We start from the raw sequence: 18,615 nt of genomic DNA, 5'->3' as shown, positions 1-18,615 counted from the left end.
AGCAACGGCCCAAACGTCCAGTGTGCCCCACCGGCGTGTCAGTCGTCCGCGAGCTCCGCCACGCCCGTGATCCGGTGCAGCGGGAACGTGCGTACTTCGTCCGCGGTGTGGTCGTACGCCGTCACGAAGCCGCCCTCGACCCTGACCGGGGCGATGACCCGCTGGCTGGCGGCGCCCTCGGCGTTGACGAAGCCGATCCACACGGACTCGCCGGTCAGGCACGCGGCCTGCATGGTGGCGAGGGTCTCGGCGGAAGAGGTGCGCGGCAGCTCACCCGGCGCCACCGTGCCCTCGCTCGGCTTGCGGGGTGCCGTGGAGGCGAGGTCACCGGCCCGGATGGCGCGGATCGCCGCCGCCAGCAGCGTGGCGTCCGGCACGGGTGGCCCGTCCGGCACCGGCTCCGGAGCGGTGCGCGGCGGGGTGCGGTGGACGTCGGCCCGCGCGATCAGCACATCCCCCTCCGCGGACTCGGCGGCCGGCGCGAACCCCATCGCGCGCAGCCCCTCCAGCAGCGCCGCGGGATCGGCCTGCGTGGCCAGCACGGTCGGCGCGAGGCGGCGCAGCCGCAGCGCGGCGGCCCGCCGGTCGGCGAGGATCTCGTTCAGCAGCGCGTCGTCGTCGCAGCGCACATACGCCGAGGCGGCTCCCACCCGCAGATGCCCGTGCTTGCGGGCCACGTCGTCGATCAGATACGCCAGCGGCTGCGGCACCGGCGTACGCGAGTGCGCGGTGAGGAAGGCGTGCAGGTCGGCCGCGGTCTGCCCGGCGTCCAGCGCCCGCCGCACGGAGGCGGGCGTGAACCGGTACACGGTCGCACCACCCTTCGATTCCACGTCCGCGAGCACACCCAGCATGTCCGCGAGCGGCCGCTGCAACGGCCCGGGCGCCACGGCCGTCAGATCGGCCTGCAGCAGCACGTGATCCAGCGGCTCGGGCAGCAGCGGCGCGAGGACGCGCGCGGCCGCGGCGGTGGCGGCGGCCTGCTCACCCGGCGTGAGGGGAGCGACGAACCGCGGACGGTGATGGTGGACGGGCAGCTTGTCCCCCGGCCCCTCGGGCTCCTCCCGTGCCCCCTCCGCCGCGGGCATCCCCAGCAAGGCCCGCCCGTGAGCCGACAGCGCCCCGCGCCCGGTCACTCCGATCAGCTCGGCCTCGTTCAGCGTCCACTGGGCGAGCCGTGCCCGCAGATCCTCCTCCCGCCGCTGCGGGCGCTCCCAGCGCAGCCGCTCCAGCACCGACCCGGCGACCGGAGCCGCGCCCTCCGGCAGGGCGGCGAGCAGCGTCAGCACCCGGTGCCGTACCTCGGGGGCCGCGGACCGGTCGAGCCCCGGCCCGAGCGCGGCGAGGGTCCGTTCCTTGGCATCACGGCCGCCGACCAGCCCAGCCGTCCGTGTGGCCGCCAGCCACGCCTCGGCGAGCCGCCCCCACCGCTCGGCGGGCGGCAGCTCCCGCCACTCGTCGTACGCCGGTGTGACCGCGTACCGCTCGTCGGCCTCCCCGTCGGAGGCGATCAGGCCGGCGGCGTACGCCAGCTCCACCCAGAACGCGGCCACGGGCTCCGCGACGTCCAGGGCCACGGCGGTCCGCTTGAGATCGCGCACACTGAGCCCACCGGCCCGCAGTACGGCGGGGCCGCCCTCGTCCCACTCCTTCAGCAGCTCCTCGACGGTCGCCAGGGCGCTCAGCGCCTGCCCCGCGGCCGTACTGTCCACAACCTGTGGACGGTGGACCGCGTCGGCGGCCACCACCGGCGGCACCGGCTCCGGCTCCCGGTGCGCCCGCCCGCCGCGCAGGTGCAGCGCCACTTCCCGGGGCAGCACGACGGTCCCCGGCGCCGTCGGCAGCAGCAGTCCCCGGTCCAGCAGCCATCGCAGATGCGCCGCGGGCTCGGCCGTGACCTGCCCGTACGGCGGCCCCCACACCAGCCGCTCCAGCACCTCGCGCGCCTGAACGGGGGCCTGCGACAGCAGGCGGGTCATCCGCTTGCGGTCCGTGAACAATCCGGTCAGCGCGGCCACGGCGGACACCGAATCGTGCGTGGACGGCAACCCGGCGGTGGCGACGATCTCCTGGATCCGCCCGGGCGACATCCCGGCCGTCGCCTCCTGCACGGTCGGCCCCAGACCGGTCGGGGACGGATGCTGCGGCGAGGGGGAGAGCAGCTCACGGGCGGTGCGCACCAGCCGCAGCCGGTCGTCACCGCCCCACACCAGCGCCTGCTCGCGCAGCACACCGAGGGCGTGCGGCAGCGCGGCGACGACGGCCGCGTCCCGCGCGTCACCGGCCATCAGCCCCAGCAGCTCCTCGTACGTCGCCGGGTCACCCGCGACGGCCAGCGCCTGCGTGCTCTGCAGCGCGAACCGGTCCAGCCGCTCCAGCGCCCGCACCACGCTCGCCCGCGTACCGGCGCGGGCCGCGAGCTGCGTGAGGTCCGTCGGGACGGGGGTGATCAGATCGGGACGGCTGCGCAGGAGGGCGGCCAGGGAGGCGTCCTCACGCCCACGGAGCGCTTCCGCGAGGGAGCGGGGGGCCGGAGTGTCCTCGATGCTCATCCGAACCACGTTAGCGGGTCCCCCCAGCGCTTCCCCTGTTGCTACCGCACGGGCAGTCGGCAACTTGAGACCCCGGGTGCGGGCACCCACCCATAGGGGCGCGGGGAACTGCGCGAGCAACCACCCACCACCCGCGGACGAACGACCACCCCCGCGGGACGCGATACCGTCATCCAACGGGGTATCAGAATCACGCGCACCCCCCGGAGGGGCTTCGTGGGGATCGAGAGCGACAAGGTCGTCTACGAGTACTTGAGCCGCGTCGGCGACGTGGCGCAGCAGCGTCAGCTGCCGTCCACCACCCGCATGCGCCTCGTCGCCACCCTGCGCGACGAGATCGACAAGCGCCGCGCCAAGGCCGTGGTCGACAGCCCGGCCGCCGTACGCCGCATCATCGAGCGCCTCGGGGACCCGGACGAGATCGTCACGGCCGCCGGCGGCACCGCCGGCCCCACCCCGCCACCCACGGCCGTACCGGAGCAGCGCGAAGGCGACCTGGGCGCCGCCGAGGCCAAGCCGTCCACGCTCCGCAGCCGTCTCGTCCCCCGCCCGCGCCCCGTCACCCCGCCGGCGGCCTCCGCCTCCGCCGCCTCCCCGCCCCACCTGGCGAGCGCCGCCGAGCTGGGCGGTCCGGCCGTGCCCCTGGACTGGTGGCGCACGGATTTCCGCGACGAAGTCCCCGGCTTCACCGGCGGTGTGGAGATCCCCGACCTGCTCAAGCCGCCCCCACGGCCGAAGCAGGAGAAGAAGGACGCCCAGCAGGAGCCGGCCGTGCCGGCGCCGGAGACGGAAGCGGAGGACGATCCGGACGCGCCCCCGCGCCGCCGCCTCCTCGCGCTGCCCTCCCGCCGGTGGAGGAACCCCCTGCTTCTCCTCGCCGCGGCCGGCCTGCTCACCGGCGCCGTGCTCGGCAACTGGTTCGCGCTGCTGCTCGGCTGGCTGATCGCCTACGCCTCCCGCCGTCTGACCCGGGCGGAGGCGAAGTGGGCGGTGATGGGCCTGCCCGGCGCGGCCGTGGCCGCGGGCCTGGTGTGGCTGTGGGGCCGCACCGAGGGCCGCTGGGGCACCCCCGTCGCCGACGGCCACATGAGCGAGGCGATCGCCGGGACCTGGCCGTGGGTCGTCCGCGGCGCGGCGGTGGCGTCGGCCCTGTTCCTGCTGTGGCGCTCACAGAAAGAACGGTGATCCGGGGCCGCGGCACCCACCCGGCACAATGTCGCCCATGACTGCCCAGGCTCCCGCCGCGCCCACCGTCGGTTTCGATCTCGACATGACGCTGATCGACTCACGTCCCGGCATCCGCGCCTGCTATCAGGCGCTGTCGGAGCGGACCGGCACCTATGTGGACGCCGATCTCGCGGTGACCCGCCTGGGCCCGCCGCTCGTGGAGGAACTGGCGAACTGGTTCCCGGCGGACGAGGTGGCCGAGGTCGCCGACCTGTACCGCGCGATGTATCCGACGTACGCCGTGGCCGCCACCACCGCCCTGCCCGGCGCCCGCGAGGCGATAGCCGCGGTGCGGGAGGCCGGCGGACGCGCGATCGTCGTCACGGCGAAGTACGAGGCGAACGCGAAACTGCACGTCGGTCATCTCGGCCTGGACCCCGACGCGGTGATCGGCGACCTGTGGGCGGAGCGCAAGGCCGAGGCGCTGCGCGCGCACGGCGCGAGCGTGTACGTCGGCGACCACCTCGGCGACGTGCGCGGTGCCCGCACGGCCGGGGCGCTGTCGGTGGCGGTGGCGACGGGCCCGTGCGCCCCGGAGGAACTCCGCGCGGCCGGCGCGGACGTGGTCCTCGCCGATCTCACGGAATTCCCGCGGTGGCTTTCGGCCTACCTCGACGACGCGCCGGAGGCGGCCCGCGCCTGACGCCGTCCCGCCGCGACCGAGCGCAGCACGCCGGCCCCCGCGAGAAGGAACCCGACGGCCATGAGCATGCTCAATCCGAACATGTACGTCGGAAAAGGCGACGTTCCGAAGAACAACGGGGCGACCGTGACCAGTGTGGCCACAGCGCCGATGAAGAAGACGATCGCACCGGCACGGATCAGCCGATCACCCGGCGCGGCGGAATTCGGTTGGGTTTTGTCACGCACCGGACCAGGGTAGTTCCCAGCGCGAAGGAACAGCCGGGCGACGTCTTGTCACCCGCCTGAAGACCATTAGCCTTGGAACCGGCGGGTCAAGGTCGACCCGCCTGGGTTGTTATTGAGCAGCTTTCCGACGAGTACGAGGACGAGGACAGACGTGCCTACCGGCAAGGTCAAGTGGTTCAACAGCGAGAAGGGCTTCGGCTTTCTCTCCCGCGACGACGGCGGTGACGTCTTCGTTCATTCCTCGGTCCTCCCCGCCGGAGTCGAGACCCTCAAGCCCGGCCAGCGCGTGGAGTTCGGCGTGGTCGCCGGGCAGCGCGGCGACCAGGCGCTCTCCCTGACCGTGCTGGACCCGACCCCCTCGGTCGCGGCCGCGACCCGCAAGAAGCCGGACGAACTGGCCTCCATCGTCCAGGACCTGACGACCCTGCTGGAGAACGTCACCCAGACCCTGGAGCGCGGCCGCTACCCCGAGAAGACCGCCGGAAAGAAGGTCGCCGGTCTGCTGCGCGCCGTGGCCGACCAGCTCGACGTCTGAACCCCTGGCAGCGGTCAGGGAAAAGCCAGCGCATCCGGGCCGAGGGGCGGCACCAGCCCCTCGGCCGCCGCACGTGTGAGCAGCCCGCGCACGGCCGCGTAGCCGTCCTCGCCGAGGTCGGCGGTGAACTCGTTGACGTACAGCCCGATGTGCTGGTCGGCGACGGCCGGGTCCATCTCCTGGGCGTGCTCCATGACGTAGGGCCGCGACGCCTTCGGGTCGTCCCACGCCATGTGGACGGATGTGCGAATCGACTCGGCGATCAGCTTCAGCGCGTCCGCGCCGAGCGAGCGTTTGGCGATGATCGCGCCCAGCGGGATGGGCAGCCCCGTGGTGTTCTCCCAGTGCTCGCCCATGTCGGCGAGCTTGTGCAGCCCGTAGGTCTGGTACGTGAACCGCGCCTCGTGGATGACGAGCCCCGCGTCCACCTTGCCGTCCCGCACGGCCGGCATGATCTCGTGGAACGGCATGACGACGATCTCGCCCACCCCGCCCGGCACCACATCCGCGGCCCACAGCCGGAACAGCAGATACGCCGTCGACTTCTCGCTGGGCACGGCGACGGTACGGCCGGCGAGGTCCAGGCCGGCCTCCCGGCTGAGCACCAGCGGTCCGCAGCCCCGGCCCAGCGCACCCCCGCACGGCAGCAGCGCGTAGTCGCCGAGCACATACGGCAGGACGGCGTACGACACCTTCAGTACGTCCAGTTCACCGCGCTCGGCCATGCCGTTGGTGACGTCGATGTCCGCGAAGGTCACGTCCGGGGCGGGGGCGCCGGGGACGCGGCCGTGGGCGAGGGCGTCGAAGACGAAGGTGTCGTTCGGGCAGGGCGAGTAGGCGATCTGCCAAGCCGTGGGCAGGGGCTCACCGGTCATGTGGGTTCCAACTCTCCAGGACGGGCGCCAGCTTCCCGAACCCCTCGGTCAGCGCGGTGAGCGCGTCGCCGATGCGCCACGCGGCGCGGTCGCGCGGGCCGACGGGGTTGGAGACGGCGCGGATCTCCAGGACGGGCACGCCGTGCGCGGCGGCGGCCTCGGCGACGCCGAAGCCCTCCATCGCCTCGGCCAGGGCGCGGGGGTGCCGCTCGCGCAGCGCGGCGGCGCGGGCGGCGGTGCCGGTGACCGTGGACACGGTCAGCACGGGCCCCGCGGCGGCGCCGAGGGCGTCCGCGGCCTGCCGGACCAGTCCGGCGGGCGGGCGGTGGGTGACGGTGCCGAAGCCGAGGTCGGTGACGGCCAGGAAGCCGTCGGGCGTGTCGGCGCCCAGGTCGGCGGCGGTGATCTCGTCGGCGACGACGAGGGAGCCGACGGGGGCGAGCGGCGGGAAACCGCCGCCGATGCCGGCGGAGACGACCAGGTCGTACGGGGTGCCCGCGAGGGCGGCGGCGGTCAGCGCGGCGGCCGTGGACGCGGCGGCGAGCGCGGGGCCGACGCCGGCGGCGACGAGGTCGAGTTCCAGCTCGGGGGAGACGGCCCGGTGCAGCGTCACGCCGGGCAGGCGCAGCTCCTCGCTGGGGCCGGGAAACGCCCGTGCCACCGCGTCCCGCTCCACGGGGACGGCGGTGGCCACGAGCAGTCGTGCCGGGGTGGGCGAGGACGTGATCAGGCGCCCTTCTTGAGCTTGAAGGACCAGATGCCCTCGACGTCCTTCTCGCCCGCCTTGATGGAGACGAACGTGGTGTCGCCGCTGGCGCCGTACTGGGCGTTGAAGAAGACGCTGCCCGGGATGGTGCGGTAGGTCTTCTTGCTGGCGTCGGTCAGCGGCTGACCGTTCAGGAGGATCGTCCAGCTCTTGTCCGCGATCTCCGGATCGACGCCGAAGCGCACGGTCTCGTCCGGGTCGACGGTGATCGACTTGTCCGCCTTCAGGCACTTGGCGAGCTCGGAGGTCTTGATCGCCTCGCCGTCGTTGTAGCAGGTCGCCTCGGAGTTGACCGAGCTGCTGCCGACGGTGATCGTCGACATCGGCGTCGGCTTGTCGCAGGCCGACAGGACGAGCAGTCCGGCGGAAACGGCGCCGGCGGCGGCGACGGCGCGGCGGCGTCGCACGACGGATTGCAGGATGGTCATGGCCGAAGGCTATCCGGAGGGTGGGGTGCCCCGACCATGCGGGGGGCGGCGTGGCCGCTTCGTTACGCCAGGCGGTGCCTGAAGCAGGCTGTCCGGGGCGGGTGCGCCGGGCGGTATGTCCGCGTCCGCGTCACATCGCCCGCGTCGGCTCAGGCCACTCACGTCGGCTCACGCCACCCGCGTCCGTGTCGCGCTCCCTTGGCGTGCCGACCGCAGCAGCCCGCGCAGCGTGGCCAGCCAGCCCGCCGCCACGATCGCCGCGGCCACGCACAGGCCCGCCGTGCCGTTCAGCGGCATCACGATGCCGATCGCGCCACCGAAGACCCACGCCATCTGCAGCAGTGTCTCGGAGCGGGCGAAGGCCGAGGTGCGGACCAGTTCCGGCACGTCCCGCTGGATCAGCGCGTCCAGCGCCAGTTTCGCCAGCGCCTGCGCGAACCCGGCGACGGCGGCCAGGCACGCCACGAGGACCGCGCCGAAGAAGATCGCCGCCGTGACCGCCGCGGCGAGCACCACCGCCAGCACGCTGACGATGATGATCTCCGGCGGCTTGGCCCTGAGCCAGGCGCCCACGGCCGTCCCGAGCGCGTTGCCGACGCCCGCCGCGACGGCCACCAGGCCCAGTGAGGCCGCCGCGCTCTGCCCGGTCATCGGGTGCTCGCGCAGCAGAAACGCCAGGAAGAAGATCAGGAAGCCGGTCAGGCAGCGCACGGCGGCGTTCGCGCCGAGCGCGTGGGTGACGGCCGGGCCCACGGTGCGCAGCCCCGGGCGTTTCGCGGCCTTGCGGTGCGGGCCGTGCAGATGCTGTTCGTCCGCCGCCAGCAGCGCCGTGTCCTCGCCCTTGGCGGAGTCCACTTTCGGCGGCAGGGAGAACGACAGGAACGTCCCCGCGATGAAGATCACGAACGCGCCGAACAGCGGCCAGCGGGCACCGAGGGCGTGCAGCGCACCCCCGATGGGCGCGGCGACGCCCGTGGCGAGCAGACCGCCGAGCGTGACCCGTGAGTTCGCCTTGACCAGCGACAGCTTCGGCGGCAGCAGCCGTGGCACCACCGCGCTTCTGACCACGCCGTACGCCTTCGACGCGACCAGCACGCCGAGCGCCGCCGGATACAGCTCCAGGCTCCCGGTGACCACCGCCCCGCTCAGCACCAGCGCCAGCATCGCCCGCGCCAGCATCGCCCCCGCCATCGCGGCCCGCCGGCCGTGCGGCAGCTTGTCCAGCAGCGGGCCGATCACGGGGGCCAGCACCGTGAACGGCGCCATGGTGATCGCCAGGTACAGCGCGACCCGGCCGCGCGCCTCGTCGGTCGGCACCGAGAAGAACACCGTGGAGGCCAGCGCCACGGTGATCATCACGTCCCCGGCGCCGTTCACGGCGTGCAGCTCGATCAGTTTGCCGAGGCCCGACTCGCCGGCGCCCTGCGCGTGTGTGGCCTTGCGGATGCCGCGGGCGGCTCCGGTCACCGGGAAGTGCAGGGCACGCCCGACCGCGCGGACGGACCCTCCGAACCGGCCCGAACCGCTCACTTGGGACGTCCTCGCGGCTGCCACGTCGTCATAGTGCCCCGAGTACGGGGTGGATAGTGCCGTTACCGCACGTATGGGCCTTAAGTTTCCGGCCGGGCAGCGGGGCGGGCCGCGCGGAAACAAATCGCCGCGAAGCGGGGAAAGAAAACGACCGGTGTAGGCCGAGCGCCGACGAACAGGCAGAATGGTCCGGAGGAGGTGCGCCCGAGCGTGAGCGCGCGCAGACGTCGAAGCGGTCCGGTTGTCCGCTCCGTCCGCGCCGTCGCCTCAAGGCGCCCGCACCCGGACACGGCGTACTGGAGAGAAGCGATACCTGTGAGCGCAGCGACAACGCGAAGCCGCACCCCTGACCGCCTGTGCGCCGAGGCCGTCGACCTCGCCCGTGGTGCCGCCGAGGAGGCCGCCGCACCCGGCGTCGTCGGGGAACACGCGGGGGTCGTCTCCGAGGGCGACCGCGTTGTCACGCACTTCTTCGAATGCCGGGAGCTGGGCTACCGCGGCTGGCGGTGGGCCGTGACGGTGGCCCGCGCCTCGCGCGCCAAGATCGTCACGCTCGACGAGGTCGTGCTGCTGCCCGGCCCGGACGCCGTGCTGGCCCCGGAGTGGGTGCCGTGGAGCGAGCGGCTGCGCCCGGGGGACATGGGCCCGGGCGACCTGCTGCCCACGGACGCCGAGGATCTGCGCCTGGAGCCCGGCTACTCCGGCGAGGACACGCCGCCGCCGAACTCCGCCGTCTCCGAGGAGATGGCCGACCTGGTCGAGGCCGAGGACGCCGAGGTCACCGAGGGACCGTCGCGCAACCTGCCCGCCGCGCCCTCGCGCGGTTCGGTCGCCGCGGTCGCCGAGGAACTGGGCATGCGCCGCGCCCGGGTGCTGTCCCGGTACGGCCTGCACACCGCCGCCGACCGCTGGGAGGAGGCGTACGGCGCGAAGACCCCGATGGCGCAGGCCGCCCCCGCCGCCTGCGTGAGCTGCGGTTTCCTGATGCCGCTCGGCGGCTCGCTGGGCCAGGCGTTCGGCGTGTGCGCCAACGAGTTCGCCCCGGCCGACGGCCGCGTGGTCTCCCTGGCGTACGGCTGCGGCGGCCACTCCGAGGCCGCGGTCATGCCGAAGACCCCACGCCCGGCTCCGCCGGTGATCGACGAGACGCGGGTCGACCCGTTCCCCCTGCGCCCCGCCCCCGACTCGGGCTCGGTGCCCCCGGTGACGGACGAGGAAGCGGCGGAACTGGGCCACTCCTAGCCCCGCCCCTGAACGCCTCACCGACGACGGCTGGCACCCGCGTACGGCGGGAAGGGGACGGGGTGGGGGGTGCCCGCCCGCAGCGGCCGGCACCGAGACACGGCACCGGCGTCGGAAACGGCTGGCCGGACCGAGGACGGACACCCCCCACCCCGGCCCCGACCCACAACGCACCGCAGGCGCGACAGCAACCGACCACCGGACAGCAACGGGCCGCCGCAGGCACAAAAAGGGGCGCGGGGAACTGCGCGACCAGCCACAACGAAACCCGCACAGGCGCCGCAGGCACCCGCACAAGAACCACAAGCCGCCGCAGGCAACTCGCGGTACTTTCAGTCGTCGCCGATGAGGAGAGTGAACGTGAGCAAGTTCGTGCGGCCGGCTGCCGAAGGCGCTGACCCCTTCGGTACGGCGAGGCTCCGGCGGGGCGTGCTCGACGCCTGGGTCACCAGCCCCGCCCGGTTCCGGGAGGACGCCAACGCCGAGGAGGACCTGGTTCTCGGCGGCTACCGGGACCGGCTCGTCGTCGAGCTCGCCCAGAACGCCGCCGACGCCGCGGCCCGCGCCGGCGTGCCCGGCCGGCTGCGGCTCACGCTGCGCGACGGCGTCCTCGCCGCCGCCAACACCGGCGCCCCGCTGGACGCCGCGGGCGTGGAGTCGCTGGCCACCCTGCGCGCCTCCGCCAAACGCGACACGCCGTCCGTCGGCCGCTTCGGTGTCGGGTTCGCCTCCGTCCTGTCTGTCACCGACGAGCCCGCTGTCGTCGGCCGGCACGGCGGTGTGCGCTGGTCCCTCGCCGAGGCCCGGCACCTCGCCGAGGAGACCGCCCGGCACAGCCCCGGCCTGGGCGACGAGATCCGCCGCCGCGACGGCCACGTGCCGCTGCTGCGCCTGCCGTTCGCCGCAGAGGGCACCGCCCCGGGCGGCTACGACACGGTCGTCATCCTCCCGCTGCGCGACACGGCCGCCGCCGACCTCGCCGAACGGCTCCTGAACGCCGTCGACGACGCCCTGCTGCTCGCCCTGCCCGGCCTGGAGGAGGTCGTCGTCGAGACCGGCGACACCACCCGCACCCTGCGCCGCAGCACCGAGGGCGCCCTCACCGTCGTCGACGACTCGCGCGAGGGCACCACCCGCTGGCGCACCGCCTCCGCGCACGGGGCGACCGCGCCGGAACTGCTCGGCGACCGGCCCGTGGAGGAACGGCTGCGGCCGCACTGGTCGCTCACCTGGGCCGTACCCGTGGACGGCGACGGGCGACCCGTGCGCCCCCGCACCAGCCCCGTCGTGCACGCGCCCACCCCCAGCGACGAGGCGCTCGGCGTGCCCGCGCTGCTCATCGCGTCCTTCCCGCTGGACACCACCCGCCGGCATGCCGCGCCCGGCGCGCTCACCGACTTCCTGATCCAGCAGGCCGCCGACGCCTACGCCGCACTGCTCGCCGACTGGCGGCCGGTGACGGACGGGATCATCGACCTCGTGCCCGGGCCGCTCGGCAAGGGCGAGCTGGACGGCGCGCTGCGCCAGGCGATCCTGGACCGGCTGCCGCGCACCGCGTTCCTGCCGCCCGCCGCCCGTCCGAGGGGCGAGGAGGACGGCGACGACCTGCCCGAGGCGCTGCGCCCGCGTGACGCCGAGGTGGTCGAGGGCGCGGGCGCCGACACCGTCCGTGTGCTCGCCGAGGTGCTGCCGACCCTGCTGCCCGCCGGCCTGGAGCGCCGCGTCGAGCTGCGCACCCTGGGAGTCGCGCGGCTGCCGCTGACCGACGCGATCGACCGGCTGGCCGGGCTGGAGAAGGACCCCGGCTGGTGGCACGAGCTGTACGAGTCGCTGGCGGGCGTGGACCCCGACCGGCTCACCGGCCTGCCGGTGCCGCTTGCCGAAGGCCGTACCACGATCGGCCCCCGGCAGGTGCTGCTGCCCACCCCCGACGCCCCCCGCATCGACCCGGAGGTCCTGGCCCGGCTCGGGCTGAAGGTCGCCCACGAGGACGCCGCGCACCCGCTGCTGGAGAAGCTCGGCGCGCTGCCCGCCGGCCCGCGGGCCGTGCTGAGGACCCCGCAGGTGCGGGCCGCGGTCGCCGCCTCCCTCGACGACGACGGCGGGTCCTGGGACGAGGACGGCCTGGACGCCGAGGAGCTGGCCGACACCGTCCTCGCCCTGGTGCGGGACGCCGGTCTGGAGCCCGGTGAGGAGCCGTGGCTGGGTGCGCTCGCCCTGCCCGACGAGGACGGCGAACTCGCCCCCGCCGGTGAACTGGTCTTCCCCGGCAGCGCCTTCCACCAGGTCATGCGGGAGGGTGAACTGGCGACCGTGGACGCCGACCTGGCCGCCAGGTGGGGCGAGCAGCCCCTCGCCGCCTGCGGGGTGCTGGCCGCGTTCGCCCTGGTCCGCGCCACCGACGTGGTCCTCGACCCCGACGAACTCGAGCCCCGCGAGGGCGAGTACGCCGAACCCGACGACCCGGGCCTGCTGGACGCCGTCGACGTGTGGTGCGAGGACGCCCTCGACCGCTTCCCCGACACGCCCGTCCCGCCGGTCGCCACCGAGATCGTCGCCGTGCGCGACCTGGACCTGGTCGACGACGACGCCTGGCCGCAGGCGCTCGCGATGCTGGCCCGGCCGCCGCTGCGGGACGCCCTCGTGCAGCCGGTGCGGATCCTGCTGCCCGACGGCACCCACGAGGTCGTACGGCCGTACACCGCGTGGTGGCTGCGCGGGCACCCCGTGCTCGACGGCCGCCGCCCCGCCGGTCTGCTCGCTGCGGGCGGCGACCCGCTGCTGCGCGGCCTGTACGACGAGGCCGACGCGACCGGCTTCGACGACGAGCAGGTGCTGCGCGCGCTGGGCGTGCGCACCTCGGTGGCGGCCCTGCTGGACGAGCCGGGCGGCGCCGCGGAACTCCTCGACCGCCTCGCCGACCCCGACCGCCAGGTCACCGCGGCCCAACTGCACGGCCTGTACGGGGCGTTGGCCGAGCTGGACCCCGACCGGGTCACGCTGCCGGACGAGCTGCGCGCGGTGGTCGACGGCGAGGTGCGGGTCGTGGACGCCGCCGACGCGGTGGTCGTCGACTCGCCCGACCTGCTGCCGTTCACCGAGGGTGTGCCGCTGCTGCCGGTGCGGCCCACCCGGGCGGCGGATCTGGCGGAGCTGTTCCAGGTGCGGCGGCTGAGCGAGTCCGTCACCGGCGAGGTCACGTCCGAGGGCACCGAGCACGACGTACCGGAGCCCGTGCGGGTGCTGCTCGGTCCGCGCACCCCCGAGGCGTACGTCGAGCACGACGAACTCGTCGTCGACGGGGTGGAGATCGACTGGCGTCTGACCGACGACCGCGTCCTGCACGCGGCCACCCTGGAGGGCGTGGCCGCGGGCCTGGCCTGGGCCGCGGGCCAGTGGCCCCGCCGCTTCGAGGTGGCGGCCCTGCTGGAGGACCCGTCCAGGACGGCGGAACTGGCAAGGGACCGCTGGTTCGACTGACGCGGGGGACGGGACGGCTCCCTAGGTGGGGAAGCGCCGTCCCACCCACCGCCAGGCCAGTTCCAGCACCGCCGACCCCACCACCGCGATGCCGACCGCCGTCCACGGCATCTGCATGCCCACCAGCTTCAGCGCGAAGAAGCGCTGGAGCGACGGCACGACGAGCACCACCATGAACGCCGCGCCCATCGCGGCGACCAGCGCCACCCGCCACCAGGTGTACGGGCGGGCGATGATCGCGAGCACCCACATCGAGATCAGGAACAGCGTCAGCGTCGCCGCGCTGGTCTCGGCGTTCAGTGAGCCGGGGCCCGTGTAGTGGTGCCGGGCCAGCAGATACGTCACGAAGGTCGCCGCCCCCGCCACCACCCCGCCGGGGACCGCGTACCGCATCACGCGGCGCACGAAGTGCGGGCGGGCCCGCTCCTTGTTGGGCGCGAGCGCGAGGAAGAAGGCGGGCACGCCGATGGTGAGCGTGGACAGCAGGGTCAGGTGGCGCGGCAGGAACGGGTACTCCACCTGCCAGCACACCACGAGGACCGCCAGCAGCACCGAGTACACCGTCTTCACCAGGAACAGCGTCGCCACCCGGGTGATGTTGCCGATGACCCGCCGGCCCTCCGCGACCACCGACGGCAGCGTGGCGAAGCTGTTGTTCAGCAGCACGATCTGCGCGACCGCGCGGGTGGCCTCCGAGCCGGAACCCATGGAGACCCCGATGTCGGCGTCCTTGAGCGCGAGGACGTCGTTCACGCCGTCGCCGGTCATCGCGACGGTGTGCCCGCGGGACTGCAGGGCCCCGACCATGTCCCGCTTCTGCTGCGGGGTGACCCGGCCGAACACCGTGCCCTCGTCCAGCTCCCTGGCCATCTCCTCCCGCCCGGCGGGCAGCCGCCGCGCGTCCACCGCGCTGCCCTTCAGCCCCAGCTTGGCGGCGACGGCGCCGACGGAGACCGCGTTGTCGCCGGAGATCACCTTGGCGCGCACGTCCTGCTCGGTGAAGTAGTGCAGGGTGTCGGCGGCATCGGGCCGCAGCCGCTGTTCCAGGACGACCAGCGCGGCGGGGTGGGCGCCCCGCCCCACGCGGGCGTCGTCGAGGTCGCGCGCGGCGCGGGCGAGCAGCAGCACGCGCAGCCCGTCCTCGTTGAGCCGCCCGGTCTCGGCGAGCGCCGGGTCGTCGTCGGCGAGCAGTACGTCCGGCGCGCCCAGCAGCCAGGTGCTGGTCTCGCCGCCGTCCTCGCTGAAGGTGGCGCCGCTGTACTTGCGGGCGGAGGAGAAGGGCAGCGACTCGGTGCAGCGCCACTCCTCGGTGTCCGGGTAGGCGTCGATGATCGCCTTCAGGCTGTCGTTGGGCCGCGGGTCGGACTCGCCGAGCGCGCCGAGCACCTGGCGGACGTAGGCCTCGTCGTAGCCGTTCAGCAGGCGCAGGCCGGTGACGTCCATGCCGCCCTCGGTGAGGGTGCCGGTCTTGTCCAGGCAGACGGTGTCGACGCGGGCGAGGCCCTCGATCGCGGGCAGCTCCTGCACCAGGCACTGCTTGCGGCCGAGCCGGATCACCCCGATCGCGAAGGCGACGGAGGTCAGCAGCACTAGGCCCTCGGGGACCATGGGGATGATCCCGCCGACCGTGCGCGCGACGGAGTCCTTGATGCCGTGCTGTTTGACCACGAGCTGGCTGATCACCAGGCCGATCGCGGTCGGCACCATCATCCAGGTGACGTACTTGAGGATCGTGGAGATGCCGGTGCGCAGCTCGGAGTGGACGAGCGTGAACCGGGACGCCTCCTCGGCGAGCTGCGCGGCGTAGGCCTCACGGCCGACGCGGGCGGCCTGGAAGGCGCCGCCGCCCGCGACGACGAAGCTGCCGGACATCACCGCGTCGCCGGGGTGTTTGACCACCGGGTCGGCCTCGCCGGTGAGCAGGGACTCGTCGATCTCCAGGCCGTCGGCCTCCACGCACACCCCGTCGACCACGACCTTGTCGCCGGGGCCGATCTCCAGCAGGTCGTCGAGCACGATCTCGGAGGTGCTGATCGCGACGGCCGTGCCGTCGCGCCGCACGGTGGGCCTCACCTCGCCGATCACGGCGAGCGAGTCGAGGGTCTTCTTCGCCCGCCACTCCTGGACGATGCCGATGCCGGTGTTGGCGAGGATCACGAAGCCGAACAGGCTGTCCTGGATGGGCGCGACGGCCAGCATGATCAGCCACAGCACGCCGATGATCGCGTTGAACCGGGTGAAGACGTTCGCGCGGACGATCTCGGCGAGCGAGCGGCTGGAGCGCACCGGCACGTCGTTGACCTGACCGCGCGCCGTCCGCTCGGCGACCTGGGCGCCGGTCAGCCCGGTCGGCGGGACGGACGGCACCGGCACGGGGTGCGCAGGGTCGAGTCCGGCGCCCGCGTCGATGTGCGTCATGCATTCGACGGTACGTGGGGACGCGGGCGTTCACCCCTCGGGTGCCCCCGGCGAGCTCACTCCTGGAGCGTGCCCTCCTCGGCCGCTGCGGCCGCCCGCTTGAGCGCCGCGTCGCGCTTGCGGACGTACCAGATGCCGATCAGGCCGAGGCCGCCGCCGGCCAGGCAGGTCCACACCCACCACGTGTGCCCGTGGTCGTCGAACCAGCCGTAGAAGGGCAGCTGGGCCAGGAAGAGGACGAACCACAGGATCGTGCCGCCGGTGATGGTTGCCACGACCGGGCCCTCGAGGGGTTCCGGCGCCTCGTGCTGCGGGGTCCACTTCGCCATGACGCACAGCTTACGAGTTCCACCGTTCTACGCGCGGAGATGGCAATCATGGAACTCATATGTTCATACTGAAACCGTTTGTCTGTGTCCCTTTCTAGTCGTAGGAACCCACAAATGTCCACCTCGGCACCTGCCAAGGTCCCCGCGCCCGAGCAGCCGGGCAAGGCGCCCGCCTACGGCGCCCTCGACCGCTACTTCAAGATCTCGGAGCGTGGCAGCACCCTGGCGCGCGAGGTCCGTGGTGGTCTGGCCACCTTCTTCGCGATGGCCTACATCATCGTGCTGAACCCCATCATTCTGGGCAGCGCGAAGGACATGTACGGCCACCAGCTGGACAACGGCCAGCTGGTCACCGCCACCGCGCTCACCGCCGCCTTCACCACGCTGCTGATGGGTGTCATCGGCAACGTGCCGATCGCGCTCGCCGCCGGTCTCGGGGTGAACTCCGTCGTCGCCCTCCAGCTCGCCCCGCGCATGTCCTGGCCGGACGCGATGGGCATGGTCGTCCTCGCCGGCTTCGTGGTGATGCTGCTGGTCGCCACCGGGCTGCGCGAACGCGTGATGACGGCCGTCCCGTACGGCCTGCGCAAGGCGATCTCGATCGGTATCGGCCTGTTCATCATGCTGATCGGCCTGGTCGACTCCGGTTTCGTCTCCCGCATCCCGGACGTCGCCCACACCACCGTCCCGCTCCAGCTGGGCGCCACCGGTCACCTCAACGGCTGGCCGGTCCTCGTCTTCATCCTCGGCGTGCTGCTCACGCTGGCGCTGATCGTGCGCAAGACGCCCGGCGCGATCCTGGTCTCGATCGTCGTCATGACGATCATCGCGATGATCATCGAGGCCGTCGCCAAGGTGCCGAGCTGGGGTCTGACCACCCCGAAGTGGCCCGGCAATCCGGTCGAGATGCCCGACTTCGGGCTGGTCGGCAAGGTCAGCCTGTTCGGCGGGTTCGACAAGGTCGGCGTGCTGACCGGCGTGCTGTTCGTCTTCACGGTCCTGCTGTCGTGCTTCTTCGACGCGATGGGCACGATCATGGGCGTCTCCGACGAGGCCAAGCTGACCGACGCCAAGGGCCAGATGCCCGGCATCAACAAGGTCCTCTTCGTCGACGGCATCGCCGTCGCCGCGGGCGGCGCCAGCTCGTCGTCGGCCACCACCTGCTTCGTGGAGTCCACGGCCGGTGTCGGCGAGGGCGCGCGCACCGGCCTCGCGAACGTCGTCACCGGCGGTCTGTTCGCCATCGCCCTGTTCCTGACGCCGATCGCCACGATGGTGCCGTCCCAGGCGGCCACCCCGGCGCTGGTCGCCGTCGGCTTCCTGATCCTGGCCGGCTCGATCAAGGAGATCGACTGGGCCGACTACACGATCGCGATCCCGGCCTTCGTGACGATGCTGATCATGCCGTTCACGTACTCGATCACCAACGGCATCGGCATGGGCTTCATCACCTTCACGGCCCTGCGGCTGGCGGCCGGCCGCGCCAAGGATGTGCCGGTGGCGATGTACGTCGTCTCGGCGGTCTTCGCCTTCTACTACCTGATGCCGGCCCTGGGTCTGACGTGAGCCGTCTCGATGGCCCTCACGTGAGCCCGTAGAACTTCTCCGTCTCCTCGACGGCGGCCTGGAACCGCTCGTCGAAGTCATCGCGAATGAGCGTCCGGACGACATAGTCCTGGACGCTCATTCCTCTTTTCGCCGCATGGTGCCGGAGCCTTTCGAGCAGCTCCCCGTCTATCCGCAGGCTGAGCACGCTGGTCCCCATGCACACGAGGGTTGCCTCAGCATTCCGGCCGGTGCGTCTCGTTCCGCTCCCGGATCACCCATATGAGTGATCCCCGCGCATCAGTGACCGGAGTCACGGGCATACCTCGGCGCGTCCGGCAGTTGTTAGCCAGAGTAATGAGTTACGCTAAGGACATGCCGGACCTCACCCATGGCGACAACGCGGCCGCCGTGAACTCCCTCCGTTCCGCCGTGATGCGGTTGTCCCGTCGCCTCAAGCACCAGCGGGTCGACGAGTCACTGAGCCCCACCGAGATGTCGGTGCTGGGCACCCTCTCCCTGTGCGGGAGCGCCACACCCGGCGAGCTGGCCCGCAAGGAGCACGTCCAGCCGCCGTCGATGACCCGCATCGTCGCGCTGCTGGAGGCCAAGGGCCTGGTCCGGCTGGAGCCGCACCCCGAGGACCGGCGCCAGAAGGTCGTCACCAAGACCGAGCAGGCCGAGGTGATGCTCGCCGAGAGCCGCGCCAAGCGCAACGCCTTCCTGGCCGCCCTGGTCGACAACCTCGACGAGGACGAGTGGGCCACGCTGCGCGCGGCCGCCCCCGTGCTGGAGAAGCTCGCGCATCTGTAAGCAGT

At 73.1% G+C, this 18,615-nt stretch carries 16 protein-coding genes; 7 read left to right on the top strand and 9 right to left on the bottom strand.

What is annotated here, in order from left to right; all coding sequences use genetic code 11:
• Positions 1 to 38 precede the first annotated feature (38 nt).
• The gene (locus AB0J12_RS08935; RefSeq protein WP_363263548.1) at positions 39 to 2,552 is read right to left on the bottom strand and encodes a helicase-associated domain-containing protein; all 2,514 of its coding nucleotides are present in this window, start codon (positions 2,550 to 2,552) and stop codon (positions 39 to 41) included.
• Between the two features lie 216 nt (positions 2,553 to 2,768).
• Between AB0J12_RS08935 and AB0J12_RS08930 the strand changes: the two genes are divergently transcribed.
• A complete protein-coding gene (locus AB0J12_RS08930; protein ID WP_363263547.1) occupies positions 2,769 to 3,737 on the top strand; it encodes a hypothetical protein in 969 nt (322 codons plus the stop codon).
• A 37-nt stretch (positions 3,738 to 3,774) separates the two neighbouring features.
• Positions 3,775 to 4,422, top strand: a complete 648-nt coding sequence (locus AB0J12_RS08925; protein WP_363263546.1) for a haloacid dehalogenase-like hydrolase — start codon at positions 3,775 to 3,777, stop codon at positions 4,420 to 4,422.
• Here the strand turns inward: AB0J12_RS08925 and AB0J12_RS08920 are convergent.
• Positions 4,386 to 4,649, bottom strand: a complete 264-nt coding sequence (locus AB0J12_RS08920; protein ID WP_363263545.1) for a hypothetical protein — start codon at positions 4,647 to 4,649, stop codon at positions 4,386 to 4,388. The two genes, AB0J12_RS08925 and AB0J12_RS08920, sit on opposite strands and share 37 nt — an antisense overlap.
• A gap of 151 nt (positions 4,650 to 4,800) precedes the next feature.
• On the opposite strand from AB0J12_RS08920, the gene AB0J12_RS08915 reads away from it, so the two are divergent.
• Complete coding sequence (locus AB0J12_RS08915; protein ID WP_361631474.1) at positions 4,801 to 5,184, top strand: cold-shock protein; 384 nt, start codon at positions 4,801 to 4,803, stop codon at positions 5,182 to 5,184.
• A gap of 14 nt (positions 5,185 to 5,198) precedes the next feature.
• Here AB0J12_RS08915 and AB0J12_RS08910 read toward each other — a convergent pair whose 3' ends face one another.
• The 4 genes from AB0J12_RS08910 to AB0J12_RS08895 form a co-directional block, all read right to left on the bottom strand.
• On the bottom strand, positions 5,199 to 6,059 hold the full coding sequence (locus AB0J12_RS08910; RefSeq protein WP_363263544.1) for a 1,4-dihydroxy-6-naphthoate synthase: 861 nt from the start codon (positions 6,057 to 6,059) through the stop codon (positions 5,199 to 5,201).
• Positions 6,049 to 6,759, bottom strand: coding sequence for a futalosine hydrolase (locus AB0J12_RS08905; RefSeq protein ID WP_363263725.1), 711 nt, complete (start codon positions 6,757 to 6,759; stop codon positions 6,049 to 6,051). Before AB0J12_RS08905 ends, AB0J12_RS08910 begins: the two co-directional genes overlap by 11 nt.
• 26 nt (positions 6,760 to 6,785) lie before the next feature.
• Complete coding sequence (locus AB0J12_RS08900) at positions 6,786 to 7,253, bottom strand: DUF2771 domain-containing protein (protein ID WP_363263543.1); 468 nt, start codon at positions 7,251 to 7,253, stop codon at positions 6,786 to 6,788.
• Positions 7,254 to 7,421: 168 nt separating this feature from the next.
• Positions 7,422 to 8,783: an MFS transporter gene (locus AB0J12_RS08895; protein ID WP_363263542.1), complete on the bottom strand. Its 1,362-nt coding sequence runs from the start codon at positions 8,781 to 8,783 to the stop codon at positions 7,422 to 7,424.
• Positions 8,784 to 9,098: 315 nt separating this feature from the next.
• On the opposite strand from AB0J12_RS08895, the gene AB0J12_RS08890 reads away from it, so the two are divergent.
• Entirely contained in the window at positions 9,099 to 10,025 is a 927-nt protein-coding gene (locus AB0J12_RS08890) for a DUF3027 domain-containing protein (RefSeq protein WP_363263541.1), read from the top strand.
• Positions 10,026 to 10,385: 360 nt separating this feature from the next.
• A complete protein-coding gene (locus tag AB0J12_RS08885) occupies positions 10,386 to 13,505 on the top strand; it encodes a molecular chaperone Hsp90 (RefSeq protein WP_363263540.1) in 3,120 nt (1,039 codons plus the stop codon).
• Positions 13,506 to 13,526: 21 nt separating this feature from the next.
• Here AB0J12_RS08885 and AB0J12_RS08880 read toward each other — a convergent pair whose 3' ends face one another.
• Together AB0J12_RS08880 and AB0J12_RS08875 are read right to left on the bottom strand one after the other, a co-directional pair.
• A complete protein-coding gene (locus AB0J12_RS08880) occupies positions 13,527 to 15,923 on the bottom strand; it encodes an HAD-IC family P-type ATPase (RefSeq protein ID WP_363263539.1) in 2,397 nt (798 codons plus the stop codon).
• 56 nt (positions 15,924 to 15,979) lie between these two features.
• Positions 15,980 to 16,252 (bottom strand): DUF2530 domain-containing protein, encoded by a 273-nt coding sequence (locus AB0J12_RS08875; RefSeq protein ID WP_363263538.1) that lies wholly within the window; start codon positions 16,250 to 16,252, stop codon positions 15,980 to 15,982.
• Positions 16,253 to 16,366: 114 nt separating this feature from the next.
• On the opposite strand from AB0J12_RS08875, the gene AB0J12_RS08870 reads away from it, so the two are divergent.
• Entirely contained in the window at positions 16,367 to 17,818 is a 1,452-nt protein-coding gene (locus tag AB0J12_RS08870) for an NCS2 family permease (RefSeq protein ID WP_363263537.1), read from the top strand.
• Between the two features lie 16 nt (positions 17,819 to 17,834).
• Here the strand turns inward: AB0J12_RS08870 and AB0J12_RS08865 are convergent, their stop codons facing one another.
• Positions 17,835 to 18,017, bottom strand: a complete 183-nt coding sequence (locus AB0J12_RS08865) for a ribbon-helix-helix protein, CopG family (protein ID WP_110636649.1) — start codon at positions 18,015 to 18,017, stop codon at positions 17,835 to 17,837.
• Positions 18,018 to 18,172: 155 nt separating this feature from the next.
• Here AB0J12_RS08865 and AB0J12_RS08860 point away from each other — a divergent pair, with 155 nt between their 5' ends.
• On the top strand, positions 18,173 to 18,610 hold the full coding sequence (locus AB0J12_RS08860; protein ID WP_363263536.1) for a MarR family transcriptional regulator: 438 nt from the start codon (positions 18,173 to 18,175) through the stop codon (positions 18,608 to 18,610).
• Positions 18,611 to 18,615 lie beyond the last annotated feature (5 nt).

Source organism: Streptomyces sp. NPDC049915, from assembly GCF_040656475.1.
Taxonomy (GTDB): domain Bacteria; phylum Actinomycetota; class Actinomycetes; order Streptomycetales; family Streptomycetaceae; genus Streptomyces.
This window is presented reverse-complemented; position numbering and strand designations above follow the sequence as displayed.

Bases quoted from the DNA above. Each gene is read 5' to 3' on its own strand.
- AB0J12_RS08875 (WP_363263538.1), bottom strand. From the start codon at position 16,252: ATGGCGAAGTGGACCCCGCAGCACGAGGCGCCGGAACCCCTCGAGGGC.
- AB0J12_RS08860 (WP_363263536.1), top strand. From the start codon at position 18,173: ATGCCGGACCTCACCCATGGCGACAACGCGGCCGCCGTGAACTCCCTC.
- AB0J12_RS08900 (WP_363263543.1), bottom strand. From the start codon at position 7,253: ATGACCATCCTGCAATCCGTCGTGCGACGCCGCCGCGCCGTCGCCGCC.
- AB0J12_RS08865 (WP_110636649.1), bottom strand. From the start codon at position 18,017: ATGGGGACCAGCGTGCTCAGCCTGCGGATAGACGGGGAGCTGCTCGAA.
- AB0J12_RS08935 (WP_363263548.1), bottom strand. From the start codon at position 2,552: ATGAGCATCGAGGACACTCCGGCCCCCCGCTCCCTCGCGGAAGCGCTC.
- AB0J12_RS08870 (WP_363263537.1), top strand. From the start codon at position 16,367: ATGTCCACCTCGGCACCTGCCAAGGTCCCCGCGCCCGAGCAGCCGGGC.
- AB0J12_RS08880 (WP_363263539.1), bottom strand. From the start codon at position 15,923: ATGACGCACATCGACGCGGGCGCCGGACTCGACCCTGCGCACCCCGTG.
- AB0J12_RS08925 (WP_363263546.1), top strand. From the start codon at position 3,775: ATGACTGCCCAGGCTCCCGCCGCGCCCACCGTCGGTTTCGATCTCGAC.
- AB0J12_RS08910 (WP_363263544.1), bottom strand. From the start codon at position 6,059: ATGACCGGTGAGCCCCTGCCCACGGCTTGGCAGATCGCCTACTCGCCC.